The sequence below is a fragment of the Variovorax sp. Varisp85 genome, assembly GCF_047304045.1.
Taxonomy (GTDB): Bacteria; Pseudomonadota; Gammaproteobacteria; order Burkholderiales; family Burkholderiaceae_C; genus Variovorax.
This window is the reverse complement of record NZ_JBGLYN010000031.1, coordinates 47074-65480: the sequence shown is the minus strand read 5'-3', so window position 1 is coordinate 65480 and position 18407 is coordinate 47074. Positions and strand designations below refer to the sequence as shown.

Here is an 18407-nt window from a genome sequence, read left to right as displayed (position 1 = left end):
GTGGTGGTGGTGGCGGCGGCGGCGGAGGTTTCAGCTCCGGCGGCGGCGGCAATTTCGGCGGCGGCGGTGCGTCGGGGGACTGGTGAACACGATGACGGCAACCGACGCAACCTTCTTCTCGAAGCTCGGCCGCATCTGGCGCCACCGCTGGATCGACGAGTCCGAGGTTCGCCGCGCGCTGCCCGCAGCCGCGCTGGAGCGCCTCGCAGGCCGCGTCGCCGCGAGCGAGCGGCGCCACAGCGGCGAGATCCGCATCTGCGTCGAGGCCGGCCTGCCGATGTCGTACCTGTGGCGCCATGCACCGCCGCGCGAGCGCGCCGTCACGCTGTTCGGCAAGCTGCGCGTGTGGGACACCGCGCACAACAACGGCGTGCTGATCTACCTGCTGCTGGCCGAGCACGCGATCGAGATCGTGGCGGACCGCGGCATCAACGCGCGCGTCGATGATGCCGAATGGGCCGCGATGGCGCAGCGCATGGGCGCGGCCTTCCGCGAGGGCCGCTTCGAGGACGGGCTCACGCAGGCGCTGGAAGAAATCTCGGCCCTGCTGGTGCAGCACTTTCCGCTGGGCGAGAACGAAATCGACGTGAACGAACTGCCGGACGAGCCGGTGGTGCTCTGACTTTCTCTTTCTTTCTCCCTCCCCCGCTGGGGGAAGGAGCCCAAATCATTCCTGCTCGGGCAGCGCCCACACCGCGTCGCCACCCACTGCATGAAAGCGCCGCCCCGGCGCCTGCTCCATCAGCCACCCGCCCGTGAACTCGCCGAAAGCCGGCAGCACCGCCTGCTGCGCATCGCTCACGAAACACGGCAGCCGCACGCTGTCGCGCCCCGGGCCGTGGAGCCTGCAAACGGGGTGCAGGTGCCCCGCGAGCACGAAGTGCGTGGCATGCGTCTGCGGATGGTGGCAGCAGGCGAACGGCCCGAGCAGAAAAGGCTCGTCGACCACGTCGATGCCGAGCGCATCCGGCGGATCGCCCGCACGGCTGTCGTGGTTGCCGCGCACCAGCGTCATCGCGATGCCGGCATGGCGCGCCGTCCAGGCCTCCACCGCGGCGAGCACCGTGCGCGCCTGCGCCGCATGCAGGAAGTCGCCGAGGAATACGATGCGGTGCGGGGCCAGCCGGGCCATCAACGCATCGAGCCGCGCAAGGTTTTCCTGCGTCGTGCCGCCCGGCACCGGCTGGCCGAGCGCGCGGTAGGCCGCGGCCTTGCCCAGGTGCAGGTCGGCCACGAACAGCACGCGCGCATCGGGCCACCACAGCGCCCGCTCGGGCAAGAGCTGCAGCAGCTCGCCCGCCCAGCGGAGCGGGAACGGCGACGGGAAAGAATCGGAATGGCTCACGGGCTGGAAGTGTCGCAAAAGACGCAGGTTCCCGCGGCCGCCTTGCAATCGGCCCTGGCCGTCCCCAGTTCCTGCACATGACCGAATCGCCCCCGCTGCACATCGTCTGTCCGCACTGCCACACGACCAACCGCGTGCGCGCGGCGCAGCTGGACAGCGCGCCCGACTGCGGCAGCTGCCACCGCCCGCTGTTCGCCGGCCATTCCACCGCGCTGCCGGACGAAGCCACCTTCGACCGCCACATCGCGCGCAACGAGATCCCGGTGCTGGTCGACTTCTGGGCGCCCTGGTGCGGCCCCTGCCGCCAGATGGCGCCGGGCTACGAACAGGCCGCGGCCCAGCTGGAACCGCGGGTGCGGCTCGCCAAGGTCGACACCGAGGCCGTGCCTGCCCTGGGTGCACGCTTCAACATCCGCAGCATTCCGACGCTGGCGCTCTTCAAGGGCGGCCGCGAGGTGGCGCGGCAGGCCGGCGCGATGGGCGCGGCGGACATCGTGCGCTGGGTGAAGGCGCACGGCGCGGGCTGAGCGGCTCACAGCGGCGGCAACGGGCGTGACGGCCTGCGCCGGTCGCGCCGCTGCCCCACGGGCTTCGGCGGCTTGCCCGGCCCCTCCTGGCCGAAGGACAGCGTGCCCTTCACGCGCTCGACGCCGCCGGCCGTGACCACGCCACCCGCCGCCTTTTCCAGCTGCTCGACCATGCGGGCGATGCGGTCCGCCACGTTCTCGTTCGACAGCTTCTCGCGGAACAGCTCGACCATCAGCGGAAACGAAAACGGCGTCGGCCGCGCGAGCGGCTTCAGCACGAGCTGCTGCGTGGCCATGCGCGCGAGGCTGGCGCGCAGGCGGCCGATCTCGAGCTCCTGCGCGAGCAACTCCTGCTCGGCCTGCTGCAGCAGCCTGTTGCCGGGGTCGTACTTGCGGAACACCTCCCAGAACAGCGAGGACGAGGCCTGCAGCTGCTTGCTGCTGCGCTTCTCGCCTGGGTAGCCCTGGAAGATCAGCCCCGATACGCGCGCGATCTCGCGGAAGCGCCGCTGCGCGAGTTCGCCCGCGTTGAGCGAGGCCAGCACCTCGTGCAGCAGCACCGCGGGCGCTTCGCCTTCCGGCGGCCCCAGCACCTGCGGCAGCAGCACGGCCCAATCGACCCCGGTCGCGCTCAGCAGCTCGAAGCCGTAGTCGTTGACCGCGATGGAAAAGGTGCGCGCCTCGTGCTGCGCGACACGCCAGGCCAGCAGGCTTGCCAGCCCGAGGTGCACATGCCGGCCCGCGAACGGATAGAGGAACAGGTGCGAGCCCTCGCGCGTGTCCAGCGTCTCGGCCAGCAGCGTCTGCGGCGTCGGCAGCGCGGACCACTGCTGCTGTATCTCGAGCAGCGGCCGCACGCATTGCAGCTCGGGCGAGTCGTAGCGCCCCTCACCGGCCAGCGCCAGCTGCTGCACCACCGCATCGGCCAGCGTGTTCGACAGCGGCATGCGCCCGCCGTTCCATCGCGGCACCGCGGGCCGCTTGCCGCTCGCGCGCCGCACCCATGCGGTCATGTCGTGGATGCGCACGAGTTCGAGCAGCCGCCCGCCGAACAGGAAGCAGTCGCCGGCCTTCATGCGCGCGACGAAACTTTCTTCGACGCTGCCGATCTTCGAGCCGCCGAGATACTGCACCGACATGCTCGCATCGCTCACGATGGTGCCGATGTTGGTGCGATGCCGGCGCGCGAGCCGCGCGTCGGGCACGCGCCACACGCCCTCGGCATCGGGCACCGCGCGCCGGTAGTCTGGGTAGGCCGCGAGGGAGGGGCCGCCTTGCGAGACGAAGTCGAGGCACCACTGCCAGCTCTCGCGCGAGAGGCCTTGGTACGCGGCCGTGCCGCACACCTCGTCGTACAAGTCATCGGGTATGAAGCCGCCGCCCAGCGCCACCGTCACCAGGTGCTGCACCAGCACGTCGAGCGGCTGGTCGGGCGAATGGCGCGCCTCGATATGCCCCGCCGCGATGGCCGCGCGCGCGGCCGAGCCTTCGACCATCTCGACGCTGTGCGTGGGCACGAGCGTGATGCGCGACGGCCGCCCCGGCGCATGGCCCGAACGGCCGGCGCGCTGCAACAGCCGCGCCACGCCCTTGGGCGAGCCGATCTGCAGCACGCGCTCGACCGGCAGGAAGTCCACGCCCAGGTCCAGGCTCGAGGTGCAGACCACGGCCTTCAGCTCGCCGCTCTTGAGGCTCAGCTCGACCCATTCGCGCACCTCGCGGTCGAGCGAGCCGTGGTGCAGCGCAATGAGGCCGGCCCACTCGGGCTTGGCCTCCAGCATGGCCTGGTACCAGATCTCCGACTGCGAGCGCGTGTTGGTGAAGACCAGCGCGGTCTTGCTCGCGGCAATCTCCGCGATCACCTGGGGCAGCATCGTGAGCCCGAGGTGGCCGCCCCAGGGAAAGCGCTCGGCGGTGCCGGGCAGCAGCGAATCGATGACGAGCTTCTTCGGCACCTGGCCCTGCACGAGCACGCCGTCCGCATGGCCCAGCAGCGAATGCATCGCCTCGTGCAGGTTACCCAGCGTGGCCGACATGCCCCAGATCGCGAGGCCGGGATTCCAGCGCTTGAGCCGTGCCAGCGCGAGCTGCACCTGCACGCCGCGCTTGTTGCCGAGCAGCTCGTGCCATTCGTCGACGACGGTCATCCGCACATGGCCGAGCACTTCGCTTGCATCGGCGCGCGAGAGCAGCAGCGACAGGCTTTCAGGCGTGGTGACGAGCACGCTGGGCAGGCGCTGGTTCTGCGCGCTGCGTTCGGCCGACGAGGTGTCGCCGCTGCGCACGCCGGTGCTCCACGGATGCACATCGGCGCCGAGGGCTTCGAGGGGCTGCTGCAGGGCACGCAGCGTGTCGGCCGCAAGCGCGCGCATCGGGGTGAGCCACAGCACGGTGAGCGGAGGGGCGGCGGGGTGTGCCGTTTCCTTGCGCGCTTGAGAGAAAGCCTGCAGCGCACCGAGCCACACGGCGTAGGTCTTGCCCGCACCGGTGGTCGCGTGAAGCAGGCCGGACCTGCCTTCGCCGATGGCTTTCCACACCTCGCGCTGGAACTTGAAAGGCTTCCACCCGCGTGCGGTGAACCACGCGTCGAGCGCAGGCTTCACGGACTTGGATTTGCTCCTTCCCCTGCCGGGGGAAGGCCGGGATGGGGGCAAGCGGCCTTCGACGACAGGCCGCTGGCTCCGGATACGCCGCTTGCCCCCACTCCTGCCCTCCCCCAAAGGGGGAGGGAGAAATTCGGGATCCATTGGGTCGGTCATGAGGGAAGCAACGCAGCGAGCGTCTGCAAGGTGTCCGCCTCCTCCACGGGCTTGTCCTCCCGCCAGCGCAGCATGCGCGGAAAGCGCACCGCAATGCCGCTCTTGTGCCGCGTGCTGCGCGCGATACCCTCGAAGCCCAGCTCGAACACCAGCGTCGGCTTCACGCTCTTCACCGGCCCGAAGCTCTCCACCGTGGTCTTGCGGATGATCGCGTCCACGCGCGCCATCTCGGCGTCGGTAAGGCCCGAGTAGGCCTTGGCGAAGGGCACGAGCTTGCGGTCGGCTTGCTCGGGCGGAGCATCCCACACGGCAAAGGTGTAGTCACTGAAGAGGCTCGCGCGCCGGCCGTGGCCGCGCTGTGCGTAGATCAGCACCGCGTCGACGCTGAGCGGGTCGATCTTCCACTTCCACCACACGCCGACGTCTTTGGTGCGGCCCACGCCGTACTGCGCATCGCGGCGCTTGAGCATCATGCCTTCGACGCCCATGGTGCGCGCGGCCTCGCGCTGCCTTGCGAGATCGGGCCAGCCGGTGCCGGTGAGCATCGGGCTCGGCAGCAGCGAAGGGTGCTGCATCCGCGTGATCAGCTCGTCGAGCAACACGCGGCGCTCCGACTGCGGCAGCGCACGCAGGTCGCGTCCTTCCCATTCGAGGAGGTCATAGGCCAGCAGCACCACGGGAATGTCGCGCAGCAACTTGGCGCCGAGCGTCTTGCGGCCGATGCGCTTCTGCAGCTCGGCGAAGGGCTGTACCTTGTCTTCGCGCCACACGGCGACTTCGCCGTCGAGCACCGTGCCGTCAGGCAAGGCCTCGCCCAGCACGGCAAGCTCGGGGAAGCGCTCCGTCACCAGCTCTTCGCCGCGCGACCACACCCAGACGGCGCCTGCGCGCTTCACGAGCTGCGCGCGAATGCCGTCCCACTTCCACTCGACGATCCAGCCGGACGGCGACCCCAGCACGGCATCGAACTGCTCGAGCGGAATGTTGAACGGATGCGCGAGGAAGAAGGGGTACGGCTGGCCGCTGGTCTTCTGCACCTGCTCGGCGCTCGACTCGGGCGCGATGAGCGTGCGGTAGTCGTCGCCCCGGGGCCGTGCCCCGATGTGCGTGTAGCCCATGAGCCGCTGCGCGACACGCTTGGCATCGATGCCGCCCACCGCGGCGAGTGCCTGCGTCACCTGCAGCCTCGACACGCCCACGCGAAATGCACCGGTGATGAGCTTGAAGTACACCAGCCGCTCTTCGACCGCGAGCTGTCGCCACTGCGCGCGCAGCCGGTCGGCGAGCTGCCCGGGTGCCGTCTTCGCGGCTTCGCGCAATGGCAGCAGATGCTGCTCGACCCAACCCGCGAGACCGAGGTCGTGCACCTCGCTCGGCGGCGGCAACAGCAGCGCGATGGTCTCGGCGAGATCGCCCACGGCGTCGTAGCTTTCGTCGAACAGCCACTCGGGCAGGCCCGCCGCCTCCTGTGCGAGCAGGCGCAGCAGCTTGGTGGGCACGAGCTGGCGCGGCTTGCCGCCGGCCAGGAAGTACACCGCCCATGCGGCATCGGCCGCGTCGGCCTCGCGCAGGTAGCGCTGCAGCGCGACCTGCTTGGCGAGGCTAGACGTGCTCGCATCGAGCTCGCGGTAGAGCGCGGCAAACGCTCTCACGGTATTTCTCCTTCCCCCTTTGCGGGAAGGTTGGGATGGGGGCTCGCGGCGTCTCCATCGAGCGCCGCAAGCCCCCTCCCCGGCCCACCCCCGGAAGGGGAGGGAGTTTCCTGATCGTCTTCGTCGCCGTACTCGGTCTTGAAGCCCTGCGCATCGAGGCCGTTCTCCGTGAGCCACCGCACCATCACCTGCACGCTGCCGTGCGTGACGAACACGCGCTCTGCGCCGGTGCCGGCAATCGCCTGCTGCAGGCCGGGCCAGTCGGCATGGTCGGACATCACGAAGCCGCGGTCCACGCCTCTTCGGCGGCGCGTGCCGCGCAGCTGCATCCACCCGCTGGCGAACGCATCAGCGTAGTTGCCGAAGCGGCGCATCCATGGCGAGCCCTGCGCCGATGGCGGAGCGAGCACCAGCGAACGCTTCAGCAACGCGGCGTCGACACCCTCATCGTCCGCACGCAAGGTGGGCGGCAAAGAGACGCCCGCCGCCCGGTACACCGCATTGAGCGGCTCCACCGCCCCGTGCACGACGATCGGCCCGATGCTCGCATCCACGCCATGCAGGATGCGCTGCGCCTTGCCGAATGCATAGCAAAAAAGCACCGATGCGCGCCCGGCCTGCGCATTGGCGCGCCACCACGCGTCGATCTCCGCGAACAGCACGGCCTGCGTGGGCCAGCGGTAGATCGGCAGGCCGAAGGTCGACTCGGTGATGAAGGTGTCGCAAGGCACGGGCTCGAAGGGCGGGCAGGTGCCGTCAGGCTCGGTCTTGTAGTCGCCCGAGGCCACCCACACGCGAGCGCCATGTTCGAGCCGCACCTGCGCCGAGCCCAGCACATGGCCGGCCGGATGCAGCGAGACGCGTACGCCACGGTGCTCGATGGCCTCGCCGTAGGCCAGCGTCTGCAGGTCGATGCCGCTGCCAAGGCGCGCACGCAGCGTGCCGGCGCTGTCGGTGTGGGCCAGGTAGCGTGCGTGTCCGGCGCGCGCATGATCCGAATGCGCATGCGTGATGACGGCGCGCGCCACCGGCCGCCACGGGTCGATGTAGAAATCGCCGGGTGGGCAATAGAGGCCCTCGGGCCGGGCGACGACGAGGAGGTCTGCTTCCTGCTGTGCGGGCATGGCACGCCATCGTAGGCGCAGCGACGGTTTCCCGCCGCGCCACGGCGGGCGCAAAGCGCTGTGGGCCGGCGCCTACCCGGCGTGCGGCGGGCTACGGCTTCTTCGGCCGGTTTTTCGCCATGTCGAGCACGTTCATCTTCATGCCATTGGACATGACCATGTCGCCTGGCTTCTGGTCGGCCTTGCAGGGGCCGATCCACCTGGCCTCCATGACGCTCGCGCCTTCGGCACGGCCCATCAGCGGCGGGTTGTAGGTCGACTTGCTTTCCATGCGATAGGCCGTGCCGAAGTCGCCGCTCAACACCGCATGCGAGGTGGCGACCGTATTGCCGATCTTGCAGACCGAGTCCATCACCAGCTTGCCGCCGTCGGAACGCAGCTCCTGCTTCGAACACATGTCCTTGCCCATGCCCTGGCCCATGTCACGCAGCGCCTTGTCGCTGGCCGCGTCGATGCACTGCTGCACGGTGTGGCCGGCGCCGGGTCCCTTGCCCGTGCCGTCCCCGGTCTGGATTTCCCACAGGCCGGGTTTGCGCGAGGGAAAGTCGAGGGCGAACGCAGGGCATGCGACGGCACCGGCCGCGATGCAGGCTGCGAGGGAGGACAAACGAATCTTCATGGCGGGCTCCCGCACCGGTGGACGACGATGCCCGGGTTGTACCGCGCACCCCGCCGCGGCGGAATACCGCAATCGGCCTACGCCGGTCGCGCGTGCACCGGTGCGAGCGCCGGGCCGCGCTGCCGTGTGGCGACACCGAGCGCCACGCCCAGCGCCAGGCCGCCCAGCACGTCGATCAACACATGCTGGCGCACCGCCATCGTCGAGTAGACGATGCCGACGGCCCAGGCCATGTTGGCGATGCGCAACCAGCGCGGCGCCCCCACTTCGCGCAGCTGCCGCGCCAGCGCGACGCACGTGAACACCGAGAACGAGACGTGCAGCGAAGGAAAGGCGTTGCCCGCCGAGTCGACCATCTTGAGGAACTGCAGCGAGGTGCCCGGCGCGGTGTCGACCGCGAAGTTCGGAATCGCCGTGGGCACGAACCAGAACACGAGCAGCGCGAAGACCGTCATCGCCGCGCAGCCGAAGGAAAAGCTCGACAGCTCGCGCTTGTCCTTGGCCAGCAGCACCGGCAGCGCGATGTAGCCCCAGAGCGAGAGGTACACCGGCAGCAGTGCTGGCCAGAAGGCGATGAGATGGTCGACGGCCGTGAGCGGCAGCACCCAGGCTTGGCTGGCGTGCTTCATGATCCAGAAGTACAGGGGGAAGAAGCCGAGAGTGGCGACCGTGTTGCCGACCAGCTTCAACGGGAACAGCGTGATGCAGCGCCGCCACAGGGCAGCCACCCAGGGCTGCTGTGCCGTCGATGAAGAAGATGCGTCGGAGGCGGAAGGTGTCATGGAGGCCTGTGCAGCGCGCAGCGCGCTACCAGGGCGTCCACTTTAATTCGCTTTTCGCCGAGGCCACAGTGCGCTCGATGAACCGCACACCGCGCGCGCCGTCCTCCACGCGCGGGTAGTCGGCGTCCAGCGGGTCGGCCGGCTGACCCGCCAGCCGCGCGCGGATGTCCGCCGCCACGCCCGCATAGACATTCGCGAAGGCTTCGATGAAACCTTCGGGATGCCCCGCCGGCAGCCGGCTCGCGCGCTTCGCGGATTCGCACAGCCAGGGCGCGCCGCGCGTCAGCACGCGCTTCGGTCCGTCGTGCGGCAGATGCATCAACTGGCTCGGCTGCTCCTGGCGCCACTCGAGCGTACCCAGCGTGCCGGAGACGCGCAGGCGCAGGTCGTTTTCCAGGCCGGTGTTGATCTGCGAGGCGATCAGCACGCCGCGCGCGCCGCCCTCGAAGCGCAGCAGCAGGCTGCCGTCGTCGTCGAGCATGCGGCCCGGCACCAGCGCGCTCAGGTCCGCGCACAAGCTGTCGATCTGCAGCCCGGTGACGGTGGCGACGAGGTTCTCGGCATGCGAGCCGATGTCGCCGATGGCACCGGCCGCGCCGCTCTTCGCGGGGTCGGTGCGCCAGTCGGCCTGCTTGTTGGTGCCGCCTTCGACGTGGCTCGCGAGCCAGCCCTGGTTGTATTCGACGACGACCTTGCGCACCTCGCCGATCTGGCCCGAGCGCACCATCTCGCGCGCCTGCCGCACCATCGGGTAGCCCGTGTAGTTGTAGGTAACGCCGAACACCGTGCCCTGCTTCGCCACGGCGGCGACCAGCGCCTCGGCCTGCGCGAGCGTGTGCACCAGCGGCTTGTCGCACACCACATGGAAGCCGGCTTCGGCAAAGGCCTGCGCCACCGGAAAGTGCACGTGATTGGGCGTGACGATCGACACGAAGTCGATGCGCTCTTCCAGCGGGCGCTTCAGCTCGTCGGCCAGCAGCGACTGCCAGTCGCCGTGGTTGCGGCCGTCGGCCAGGCCGAGGTCGCGGCCCGAGGCGCGCGCCTTGTCCGGGCTCGACGACAGCGCGCCGGCCACGAGTTCGATCTGGCCGTCGAGCGCCATGGCCTTGCGGTGCACGCCGCCGATGAAGGCGTCGCGGCCGCCGCCGACCATGGCATATCGGAGCTTGCGAAGAGAGGTATCGGTCATGTCGTGTTCTTCAAGGAACACCGCGGAACCGGCTTCGCCGGGCCGCAGGTGTTGCCCCCGGAAGGGGGTTGGCGTAGCGACACGAAGTGCGCGAAGCCTGGGGGAGAACTCAGAACGGCGAGTTAGGGTGGTAGAAGTCCTTGGCGTTTTCCTTCGTGATCAGCACCGAAGGAATGATCGTCGTCGCCGGCAGCTTCTCGCCCTTCAGCCGCGCCTCGGCCGTCAGCTTGATCGCGTCGTAGATGAACTTCGGCGAGTAGCTCACGTCAGCCGTAATGCGCTTGTCCTTGCCGTCCATGATGGTCTTGACCATGCCCTTGGCGCCCGCGCCGCCGAAGATGATCTTGATGTCGTCGCGCTTGGCCTGCTCGATGGCCTTGAGCACACCCACGGCCATGTCGTCGTCGGCCGCCCAGATGGCGTCGATGTTCTTGAAGCGCGTGAGGTAGTCCTGCGTGACCTTGAAGGCATCGTCGCGGTTCCAGTTGGCGTACTTGGCGTCGAGCAGCTTGATGTCGGGGCTGCCCTTGAGCACGGCGTTGAACGCGTCCATGCGCTCGTTGTCCAGCGTGGTCGCGATGCCGCGCAGCGCCACCACGTTGCCCTTGCCGCCGAGCTGCTTGACGATGTACTCGGCCGGGATCTTGCCGAAGGCGGTGTTGTCGCCCGCCACGTACGCATCCTGCGCGCTGGTGTCGGTCAGGCCGCGATCGACCACGGTGACGTACGCTCCCTTGGCCTTGACCTGCGCGACCGGTTTCGTCAGTGCGGCCGATTCAAACGGGAACACGACCAGCGCGTTGATCTTGGTGACCGTCGAAAGATCCTGCAGCTGGTTGGCCTGCTCGGGCGCGTTCGCCGCAGTCTTGATCGTGATCTTCAGGTCCTTGTGTTCCTTCTCGAGGTCCTTCTTCGCCTGGTTGGCCCAGTAGTTGATGCCGCCCATGAAGCTGTGCGTGGCCGCGGGAATCGAAACGCCGAGGTTGACCTTCTCCGCGGCGAGCGCGGGCAGGCTGGCGAATGCAGCAGCGGCAACTGCCGTGAGTGCGATGCGTCGGGTGAAAGTCGTCATGCTGGATGTCTCCTCTTTGGTGGATGGAACGAACGTACGAACGGGAACAACGAGAAACGGTCTACCGGCGGCCGCGCTGCAGGAACGCGACGATGATGATCACGAAGCCCTGCACCGCCGCATTCAGGTACACGCTGATGATGCTGGTGAGGTTCAGGATGTTGCTGATGACCGAGAGCAGGATCGCGCCCACCACGGTGCCGGTGATGCTGCCCGCGCCGCCCTTGAGCGCGGTGCCGCCGACGATCACGGCCGCGATGGCCTCGAGTTCCCACAGCAGGCCGGTGGTCGGCGATGCCGAGCCCAGGCGCGGCACGTACAGCAGGGTGGCGATGCCCACGCACACGCCGAGCAGCACGTAGGTCAGGATCTTCACGCGGTCGACGTCCACGGCCGCATAGCGCGCCACCTGCTCGTTGGAGCCGATGGCCTGCACGTAGCGTCCATAGGCCGTGCGATTCAGGATCACGCCGCCGATGATCGCGACGATCACGAACACCCACACCGGCACCGGGATGCCCGCAAGGCTCGCGTAGTACACGGGCGCATAGAGGTCCGACAGCTCGTTGTCGAGCGTGAGCGCGCCGCCGTCGGCGAAGTACGTGAGGTAGGCGCGGAAGATGCCGAGCGTGCCCAGCGTCACGATGAAGGGCTCGATGCGCCCCTTGGTGATCAGTAGGCCGTGCGCAAGGCCGAACACCGCGCCGAGCACCACCGCCAGCACCGCGCCCATCACCACCGCCAACAGCGGCGAGCCCGACGCCGGGCCGGCCCAGTTGATGAACATGATCACGCTGCCCGCGATGAGCGCGGCCATCGAGCCCACCGACAGGTCGATGCCGCCCGAGATGATCACGAAGCACATGCCCACCGCGATGATGCCGATGAAGGCGGTGCGCGTGAGCACGTTCATCGCGTTGTCGAGCGTGGCGAAGTCGCCGTTCAGCAGCGTGCCGGCAATGCACAGCAGCGCGAGTCCGATGACCGGGCCGAGCCCGTGCAGGCGCTGCGTCCAGCGCGGCGCCGCCTCGCTGCGGTGCTGCTGCTGCGCGGCCTCAAGCGACTGCGGGGGAGTTTGCGGTTCCGGTGGCATGAGCGATGAGCTCCTCTTCGGTCAGATGGCCTGCATCGAGCGTGGTGACGAGCCGGCCCGCGCGCATCACCGCGACGCGGTGGCACAGGCCGATCAGCTCCATCAGCTCCGACGAAACGACGATCACCGCGAGCCCTTCGCGGGCGAGTCGCTGGATCAGGAAATAGATGTCGCGCTTGGCGCCCACGTCGACGCCGCGCGTGGGCTCGTCGAGCACCACCACCTTGGGGCGAGGTTGCAGCACCTTGGCGAGCGCGAGCTTCTGCTGGTTGCCGCCCGACAGCGACGAGGCCCTGACGTCGAGCGAGCCGGTGCGGATGCCGTAGTCCTTCACCGCCTCGGCCAGCGCGCCGCGTTCGGCCTCGGGCCTGAGCCATGGCTGTGCATAGCGCTCGAGCGCCATCAGCGTGAGGTTCTGACGCAGGCCGAAGTTGACGTGCAGGCCCTTGCCCTTGCGGTCTTCGCTGAGGTACGTGAGGCCGTGCCTCGCGGCATCGCGCGGGTTGCGCCAGCCCTTGCCACCGGGCACCGGCTTTCCGAGCATCTCGACGCTGCCGCTCGCGGGGCGCAGGCCGAGCAACCCTTCGAAGAGTTCAGTGCGGCCCGCGCCGACGAGGCCCGCAAAGCCAAGGATCTCGCCGGGGCGCACCTCGAAACTCGCATCCTGCGCCCAGCCGGACACGCTGAAGTTGCGCACGCGCATGGCGGGTGCATCGGCCGCCACGACCACGTCGCGCGGCGGGTAGAGGTCGGCCAGTTCGCGGCCCACCATGAGGTTGGCCATCTGCTGGCGCGTGACCTCGGCCGTGGGCGCGCGCGCGACGAAGCGGCCATCGCGCATGACGATCACTTCGTCGGTGACCTGCTCCACTTCGTCGAGCTTGTGCGAGATGTAGACGATGGTCACGCCGTCGGCACGCAGTTGGGCGATGAGCTTGAACAGGCGCTCGGTTTCGCCCGGCGTCAACGTCGCGGTGGGCTCGTCCATGACGAGCAGGCGCGCGCGGCGGGCGATGGCCTTGGCGATCTCGACGAGCTGCTTCTCGGCGACGATGAGGCGACGGACCTTGGTGCGCGGGTCGATCTTCAGCCCGACCGCGGCGAGTGCCGTGGCGGCGTCGCGCTCCATCGATGCGTCATCGAGCAGCCAGCCCTTCTTCTTTTCATGGCCCAGGAAGATGTTCTGCGCCACGCTCAAGTCTTCCGCGAGGTTGAACTCCTGGTGGATGAGCACGATGCCCAGCGCCTCGGCGTCGCGCGAACTCCCGAACTGCTGCGGCTGGCCGTTGATGCGCAGCGTGCCGCCGCTCAGCGATTCATAGCCCGCGAGGATCTTCATCAGCGTCGACTTGCCCGCGCCGTTCTCGCCGAGCAGGCCGTAGACGTGGCCGGGCGCGAGCGCGAAGCTCACGCCGTGCAAGACCTGCACGGGGCCAAAGGCCTTCACCACGCCGTCGAACTCGACGGCCACGCTGCCCTTGCCGGTGCCTGCCGCCGTCATGGCGCCACTCCTCGGACCTTCAGCGTCTCGTGCATCGCGAGCACACCCGCGCCGACGAGGCCGCCCTGCGTGCCGAGCGGCGCGTACTGGATCTCGAGATGCCGCGTGGAGAGTGCCAGCGAGCGCTGGTACACGCTCTGCCGCACGGCCGCGAGGAACAGCGGGCCGATGCGCGTGATGCCGCCGCCGATGAACACGTGCGACGGGTTGAAGAAGTTGACGACCGACGCAAGCATCTGCCCGATCAGGCTGCCTGCGCGCTGGATGATGGCGTTGGCCGCCGTATCGCCGCCGCGGCTGGCCTGGCCCACATCGATCGCGTCGATACGGCCGTGCACGCGCAGGCACTCGGCGAGCGCCGCGCTTTCGCCGGCTTCGGCCGCCTGCATCGCCATGCGCGTGATCGCGGGACCGGCGGCCATGGCCTCGACGCAGCCGAGATTGCCGCAGTGGCAGCGCGGGCCTTCCTGGTCGACGCAGATGTGGCCCACGTCCCCGGCCGAACCGGCGGCGCCGCGGTACACCTCGCCGTGGCAGACGATGCCGCAGCCGATGCCGGTGCCGATCTTGATGACGAGGAAGTTGCTCAGCGAACGCTTGAGGCGCCAGAGTTCGCCAAGCGCCATCAGGTTCACGTCGTTGTCGACGAAGACAGGCGCCGCGTAGTCCTCGCGCAGGTAGTCGCGGATCGAGAAGCTGTCCCACGCCGGCATCAGTGGCGGGTTCACGAGCTGTCCGATCTCGAAGTTCACGGGGCCGGGCACGCCAATGCCGATGCCGAGCACGTCCCTGGCGCCCACATTGCAGCGGGCCAGCAGTTCGCGCATGAGCGTGCGCACGCGCGCCAGCACCACGGCCGGGCCTTCGCGCACGTCGGCTGGTTCGTCGTGCTGCGCGAGCACAGTGAGGTCGGGCCGCAGCACGGCCACATCGAGACTGGTGGCGCCGATGTCGATGCCGACGAGCACGCCGAGCCCGGCATTCAGCTGGAGATTCTCGGCGCGGCGCCCGCCCGAGGAGCGCTGCAGGCCGGCTTCGGCAAGCAGGCCCTGGTCGACGAGGCCGGCGATCAGCCCGTTGGCCTTGCTCTTGGAAAAACCGAGCTGTTCGGCCATGGCATGGCGCGAACCGCCGGCCGACCAGAAGGTCGTTTCCAGCAGCCGCATCTCGTCCGCAGTGATGCCACTCCAACGTGCCACGCGTCTTGTCTCCGGTGTTCTTGTCTTCGCCGCGCCCTGGTTGGGGCGAAGGCGAATACTAGGCGGAGGCCTTTAGCCGGACAAGGCTGAACTTTGACCAAATTCAGATCGAAGCGAGACGGAGCGATGCGAGCTTCAAAAGCAAAAAGCCGCCCCGAGGGCGGCTCCTTGACCGAGCAATCGGGAAGGCCGATTACTTTTTCTGGCGGTACTTGCGCAGCGCAGCGATCTGGGCGGCCATCACGGCGAGCTCCGATTGCGCCATCGCGATGTCGATGTCGCTCTTCGCATTCTTCAGTGCTTCCTCGGCTGCGGCCTTGGCCACATTGGCCTTTTCGTCGTCGAGGTCCTTGCCGCGGATCGCGGTGTCGGACAGCACGGTGACGGCATTGGGCTGCACCTCGAGAATGCCGCCGGCCACGAAGACGAACTCTTCGCCGCCGTCGGCCGTTTCGATGCGCACGGCGCCGGGGCGGATGCGCGTGATCAGCGGGGTGTGGCGCGGGTAGATGCCGAGCTCACCGGCTTCACCGGGCAGCGCGACGAACTTGGCTTCGCCCGAGAAGATCGACTCTTCCGCGCTGACCACGTCCACATGAATGGTGCCTGCCATGGTGATTCCTTCTTAAGCGACCTTCTTGGCCTTTTCGAACGCCTCGTCGATGCTGCCCACCATGTAGAACGCTTGTTCTGGCAGGTGGTCGGCTTCGCCGTTCACGATCATCTTGAAACCACGGATGGTTTCGGCAAGCGGCACGTACTTGCCAGGCGAGCCCGTGAACACTTCGGCCACGTGGAACGGCTGCGACAGGAAACGCTGGATCTTGCGGGCGCGGGCCACGGCGAGCTTGTCGTCGGGAGCCAGCTCGTCCATGCCCAGGATGGCGATGATGTCGCGCAGTTCCTTGTAGCGCTGCAGCGTGCCTTGCACGGCGCGGGCCACGTTGTAGTGCTCTTCGCCGACCACGTTCGGGTCGAGCTGGCGCGAGGTCGAGTCCAGCGGGTCCACGGCGGGGTAGATACCGAGCGAAGCGATGTCGCGCGACAGCACCACGGTGGAGTCCAGGTGGGCGAAGGTCGTTGCGGGCGACGGGTCGGTCAAGTCGTCGGCTGGGACATACACGGCCTGGATCGAGGTGATCGAGCCGACCTTGGTCGACGTGATCCGCTCCTGCAGGCGGCCCATTTCCTCGGCCAGCGTCGGCTGGTAGCCCACGGCGGAAGGCATGCGGCCCAGCAGAGCCGACACTTCGGTACCGGCCAGCGTGTAGCGGTAGATGTTGTCCACGAAGAACAGCACGTCGCGGCCTTCGTCGCGGAACGACTCGGCAATGGTCAGGCCGGTCAGCGCCACGCGCAGACGGTTGCCCGGGGGTTCGTTCATCTGGCCGTAGACCATGGCGACCTTCGAGTCTTCGAGCTTCTCGAGGTTCACCACGCCGGAGTCGGCCATCTCGTGATAGAAGTCGTTGCCTTCGCGGGTACGTTCACCCACACCGGCGAACACCGACAGACCCGAGTGAGCCTTGGCGATGTTGTTGATGAGTTCCATCATGTTCACGGTCTTGCCCACGCCGGCGCCGCCGAACAGGCCCACCTTGCCGCCCTTGGCGAACGGGCACACCAGGTCGATCACCTTGATGCCGGTTTCCAGCAGGTCTTGCGAAGGCGACAGTTCGTCGTACGCGGGAGCCTTGCGGTGGATCGAAGCGGTGAGCTCCTGGCCGACCGGGCCGCGTTCGTCGATGGGCGCGCCCAGCACGTCCATGATGCGGCCGAGCGTGGCCTTGCCCACGGGCACCGTGATGGGTGCGCCGGTGTTCTTCACGATGATGCCGCGGCGCAGGCCGTCGGACGAGCCCAGCGCAATCGTGCGCACCACGCCGTCGCCGAGCTGCTGCTGGACTTCGAGAGTCAGCGCGCTGCCTTCGAATTTCAAGGCGTCGTACACCTTGGGCATCTGGTCACGCGGGAACTCCACGTCGACCACGGCGCCGATACATTGGACAATTTTTCCTTCAGCCATGGCGTTTCCTTCTGGATGGATCTCAATAAATTTGCGACAGGTTCTTGCAGAAGCGTCCTGGTGCCGAAACGGGCCGCTTTTGCAAGAATGCCGGACGGGCCGGCACCCTTGAGTTTCTTGTCGTCGTCAGCTCATCAGCACTTCATGGCCGTTGCTTGCGCAGCGAAGGCGTCCGAAGCTGCCTTGCAGGCCTGGCCCAGTGCAGCCTTGTCCGCGCCCATCGAAGCCCAGGTGGCCTTCGTCTGGTCGAGGTTGGCCTTCATCGCGTCGGCGGCAGCACCGCTTTGCGAAGAAACGCACGCCTGCACCTTGGCGAGGTAGTCGTTGCACTCCTGCGGCAGGTCGGCCGATGCTGCCGGGGCCGCTGCGGCGGGAGCGGCCGGCGCTGCTGCGGGAGCTGGGGCCGGAGCGGGCGCTGCGGGTGCAGCGGCGGGAGCCGGTGCAGGCGCAGGCGCCTCTTCCTTCTTGGAGCAGGCAGTCAGGGCGGCGGCAACCGCCACCAGGGCAAGAATCTTCTTCATTTTGCGCAGAGTCCCCTAAAAATAGGCCTTGGGTTAGCGAACGCGCAGAGCGCATCCGATCAGCAACGCGGCCTGTTGCATTGCCTCGATCAAACGCCTGCGGCCGCAGCCGCGCCGGACACGATCTCGGACAGCTCCTTGGTGATGCCGGCCTGGCGGGTCTTGTTGTAGACCAGCTTCAGTTCGCTGATCACGTTGCCCGCGTTGTCGGTCGCAGCCTTCATGGCCACCATGCGCGCCGAATGCTCGGATGCCATGTTTTCGGCCACGGCCTGGTACACCAGCGATTCCACGTAGCGCACCAGCAGCTCGTCGATCACGCTTTGCGCGTCGGGTTCGTAGATGTAGTCCCACGAGTGATGACCCGACTCGACCTGCAGCGTCTCGGCCTTCAGCGGCAGCAGTTGCTCCACCATCGGCTCTTGCTTGATGGTGTTGATGAACTTCGTGTAGCACAGGTACACAGCCGACAGCTTGCCCTCGGCATAGGCGTCGAGCAGCGTCTTGACCGGCCCGATGAGCTTGTCGAGATGCGGCGTGTCGCCCAGGTGCGTCACATGCGCCACCACGCGGGCGCCGATGCGGTTGAGGAAACCCAGACCCTTGCTGCCGATGGCAACCGACTCGACCACGTTGCCCGCTGCCTGCGCTTCGCGCAGCTTGGCCGTCACGGCACGCAGCAGGTTGGTGTTCAAGCCGCCGCACAGGCCCTTGTCGCTGGTCACGATGATGAAACCGACGCCCTTGGCCTCGGTCGTCTTCATGAACGCGTGGGTGTACTCCGGGTTCGCCTTGCCGAGATTGGCCGCGATGTTGCGGATCTTTTCGCTGTAGGGGCGAGCGGCGCGCATGCGTTCCTGCGCCTTGCGCATCTTGGAAACCGAGACCATTTCCATGGCCTTGGTGATCTTCTTGGTGTTCTCCACCGATTTGATCTTGCCGCGGATTTCCTTACCAGCTGCCATGAGAGCTCCTTCTTGCGTCGATCAAGGCGTCGA

The 18407-nt window shown here is 68.0% G+C and carries 17 protein-coding genes; 2 read left to right on the top strand and 15 right to left on the bottom strand.

The window, feature by feature from the left end; genetic code table 11:
• The first annotated feature begins 91 nt into the window (after window positions 1-91).
• Window positions 92-622 (top strand): TPM domain-containing protein, encoded by a 531-nt coding sequence (locus ACCC97_RS14550; protein WP_007830225.1) that lies wholly within the window; start codon window positions 92-94, stop codon window positions 620-622.
• A 45-nt stretch (window positions 623-667) separates the two neighbouring features.
• On the opposite strand, the gene pdeM is transcribed toward ACCC97_RS14550, so the two are convergent.
• On the bottom strand, window positions 668-1345 hold the full coding sequence (gene pdeM, locus ACCC97_RS14545; protein WP_413333456.1) for a ligase-associated DNA damage response endonuclease PdeM: 678 nt from the start codon (window positions 1343-1345) through the stop codon (window positions 668-670).
• A 77-nt stretch (window positions 1346-1422) separates the two neighbouring features.
• Here pdeM and trxC point away from each other — a divergent pair, with 77 nt between their 5' ends.
• Window positions 1423-1872 carry a thioredoxin TrxC gene (gene trxC / locus ACCC97_RS14540; RefSeq protein WP_413333454.1) on the top strand — a complete coding sequence of 150 codons (450 nt, stop codon included), beginning with the start codon at window positions 1423-1425 and terminating at the stop codon, window positions 1870-1872.
• Between the two features lie 5 nt (window positions 1873-1877).
• On the opposite strand, the gene ACCC97_RS14535 is transcribed toward trxC, so the two are convergent.
• From ACCC97_RS14535 to atpG, 14 genes are all read right to left on the bottom strand, one after another.
• Window positions 1878-4631, bottom strand: coding sequence for a ligase-associated DNA damage response DEXH box helicase (locus tag ACCC97_RS14535; RefSeq protein ID WP_413333452.1), 2754 nt, complete (start codon window positions 4629-4631; stop codon window positions 1878-1880).
• Entirely contained in the window at window positions 4628-6283 is a 1656-nt protein-coding gene (locus tag ACCC97_RS14530) for an ATP-dependent DNA ligase (RefSeq protein WP_413333450.1), read from the bottom strand. The genes ACCC97_RS14535 and ACCC97_RS14530 overlap by 4 nt, the downstream gene beginning before the upstream one ends.
• Entirely contained in the window at window positions 6280-7407 is a 1128-nt protein-coding gene (locus tag ACCC97_RS14525) for a ligase-associated DNA damage response exonuclease (protein ID WP_413333448.1), read from the bottom strand. The genes ACCC97_RS14530 and ACCC97_RS14525 overlap by 4 nt, the downstream gene beginning before the upstream one ends.
• A 91-nt stretch (window positions 7408-7498) precedes the next feature.
• Window positions 7499-8026, bottom strand: a complete 528-nt coding sequence (locus tag ACCC97_RS14520; protein ID WP_007830215.1) for a DUF3617 domain-containing protein — start codon at window positions 8024-8026, stop codon at window positions 7499-7501.
• A 77-nt stretch (window positions 8027-8103) separates the two neighbouring features.
• Window positions 8104-8808, bottom strand: a complete 705-nt coding sequence (locus ACCC97_RS14515; protein ID WP_413333446.1) for a phosphatase PAP2 family protein — start codon at window positions 8806-8808, stop codon at window positions 8104-8106.
• Window positions 8809-8833: 25 nt separating this feature from the next.
• On the bottom strand, window positions 8834-9997 hold the full coding sequence (locus tag ACCC97_RS14510; protein ID WP_042672931.1) for a Gfo/Idh/MocA family protein: 1164 nt from the start codon (window positions 9995-9997) through the stop codon (window positions 8834-8836).
• Between the two features lie 109 nt (window positions 9998-10106).
• Window positions 10107-11069 (bottom strand): substrate-binding domain-containing protein, encoded by a 963-nt coding sequence (locus ACCC97_RS14505; protein WP_056589335.1) that lies wholly within the window; start codon window positions 11067-11069, stop codon window positions 10107-10109.
• 61 nt (window positions 11070-11130) lie between these two features.
• Entirely contained in the window at window positions 11131-12162 is a 1032-nt protein-coding gene (locus ACCC97_RS14500) for an ABC transporter permease (protein WP_007830211.1), read from the bottom strand.
• Window positions 12125-13663, bottom strand: a complete 1539-nt coding sequence (locus ACCC97_RS14495) for a sugar ABC transporter ATP-binding protein (protein ID WP_007830208.1) — start codon at window positions 13661-13663, stop codon at window positions 12125-12127. Before ACCC97_RS14495 ends, ACCC97_RS14500 begins: the two co-directional genes overlap by 38 nt.
• On the bottom strand, window positions 13660-14829 hold the full coding sequence (locus ACCC97_RS14490) for an ROK family protein (RefSeq protein WP_007830207.1): 1170 nt from the start codon (window positions 14827-14829) through the stop codon (window positions 13660-13662). The genes ACCC97_RS14495 and ACCC97_RS14490 overlap by 4 nt, the downstream gene beginning before the upstream one ends.
• Window positions 14830-15055: 226 nt before the next feature.
• Complete coding sequence (locus ACCC97_RS14485) at window positions 15056-15475, bottom strand: F0F1 ATP synthase subunit epsilon (protein ID WP_007830205.1); 420 nt, start codon at window positions 15473-15475, stop codon at window positions 15056-15058.
• A 12-nt stretch (window positions 15476-15487) separates the two neighbouring features.
• Window positions 15488-16888, bottom strand: coding sequence for a F0F1 ATP synthase subunit beta (gene atpD / locus ACCC97_RS14480; RefSeq protein WP_007830203.1), 1401 nt, complete (start codon window positions 16886-16888; stop codon window positions 15488-15490).
• A gap of 134 nt (window positions 16889-17022) precedes the next feature.
• Window positions 17023-17409 carry a hypothetical protein gene (locus tag ACCC97_RS14475; protein ID WP_413333444.1) on the bottom strand — a complete coding sequence of 129 codons (387 nt, stop codon included), beginning with the start codon at window positions 17407-17409 and terminating at the stop codon, window positions 17023-17025.
• Between the two features lie 89 nt (window positions 17410-17498).
• Window positions 17499-18374 (bottom strand): F0F1 ATP synthase subunit gamma, encoded by an 876-nt coding sequence (atpG, locus tag ACCC97_RS14470; protein WP_007830201.1) that lies wholly within the window; start codon window positions 18372-18374, stop codon window positions 17499-17501.
• Window positions 18375-18407: the final 33 nt, after the last annotated feature.

Excerpts from the sequence above, each read along its gene's own strand:
- ACCC97_RS14510 (WP_042672931.1), bottom strand. The coding sequence starts at position 9,997 with ATGACCGATACCTCTCTTCGCAAGCTCCGATATGCCATGGTCGGCGGC.
- ACCC97_RS14520 (WP_007830215.1), bottom strand. The coding sequence starts at position 8,026 with ATGAAGATTCGTTTGTCCTCCCTCGCAGCCTGCATCGCGGCCGGTGCC.
- ACCC97_RS14505 (WP_056589335.1), bottom strand. The coding sequence starts at position 11,069 with ATGACGACTTTCACCCGACGCATCGCACTCACGGCAGTTGCCGCTGCT.
- ACCC97_RS14515 (WP_413333446.1), bottom strand. The coding sequence starts at position 8,808 with ATGACACCTTCCGCCTCCGACGCATCTTCTTCATCGACGGCACAGCAG.
- ACCC97_RS14490 (WP_007830207.1), bottom strand. The coding sequence starts at position 14,829 with ATGCGGCTGCTGGAAACGACCTTCTGGTCGGCCGGCGGTTCGCGCCAT.
- ACCC97_RS14485 (WP_007830205.1), bottom strand. The coding sequence starts at position 15,475 with ATGGCAGGCACCATTCATGTGGACGTGGTCAGCGCGGAAGAGTCGATC.
- atpG (WP_007830201.1), bottom strand. The coding sequence starts at position 18,374 with ATGGCAGCTGGTAAGGAAATCCGCGGCAAGATCAAATCGGTGGAGAAC.
- ACCC97_RS14495 (WP_007830208.1), bottom strand. The coding sequence starts at position 13,663 with ATGACGGCGGCAGGCACCGGCAAGGGCAGCGTGGCCGTCGAGTTCGAC.
- ACCC97_RS14475 (WP_413333444.1), bottom strand. The coding sequence starts at position 17,409 with ATGAAGAAGATTCTTGCCCTGGTGGCGGTTGCCGCCGCCCTGACTGCC.
- ACCC97_RS14525 (WP_413333448.1), bottom strand. The coding sequence starts at position 7,407 with ATGCCCGCACAGCAGGAAGCAGACCTCCTCGTCGTCGCCCGGCCCGAG.
- trxC (WP_413333454.1), top strand. The coding sequence starts at position 1,423 with ATGACCGAATCGCCCCCGCTGCACATCGTCTGTCCGCACTGCCACACG.
- ACCC97_RS14550 (WP_007830225.1), top strand. The coding sequence starts at position 92 with ATGACGGCAACCGACGCAACCTTCTTCTCGAAGCTCGGCCGCATCTGG.
- atpD (WP_007830203.1), bottom strand. The coding sequence starts at position 16,888 with ATGGCTGAAGGAAAAATTGTCCAATGTATCGGCGCCGTGGTCGACGTG.
- ACCC97_RS14535 (WP_413333452.1), bottom strand. The coding sequence starts at position 4,631 with ATGACCGACCCAATGGATCCCGAATTTCTCCCTCCCCCTTTGGGGGAG.
- ACCC97_RS14500 (WP_007830211.1), bottom strand. The coding sequence starts at position 12,162 with ATGCCACCGGAACCGCAAACTCCCCCGCAGTCGCTTGAGGCCGCGCAG.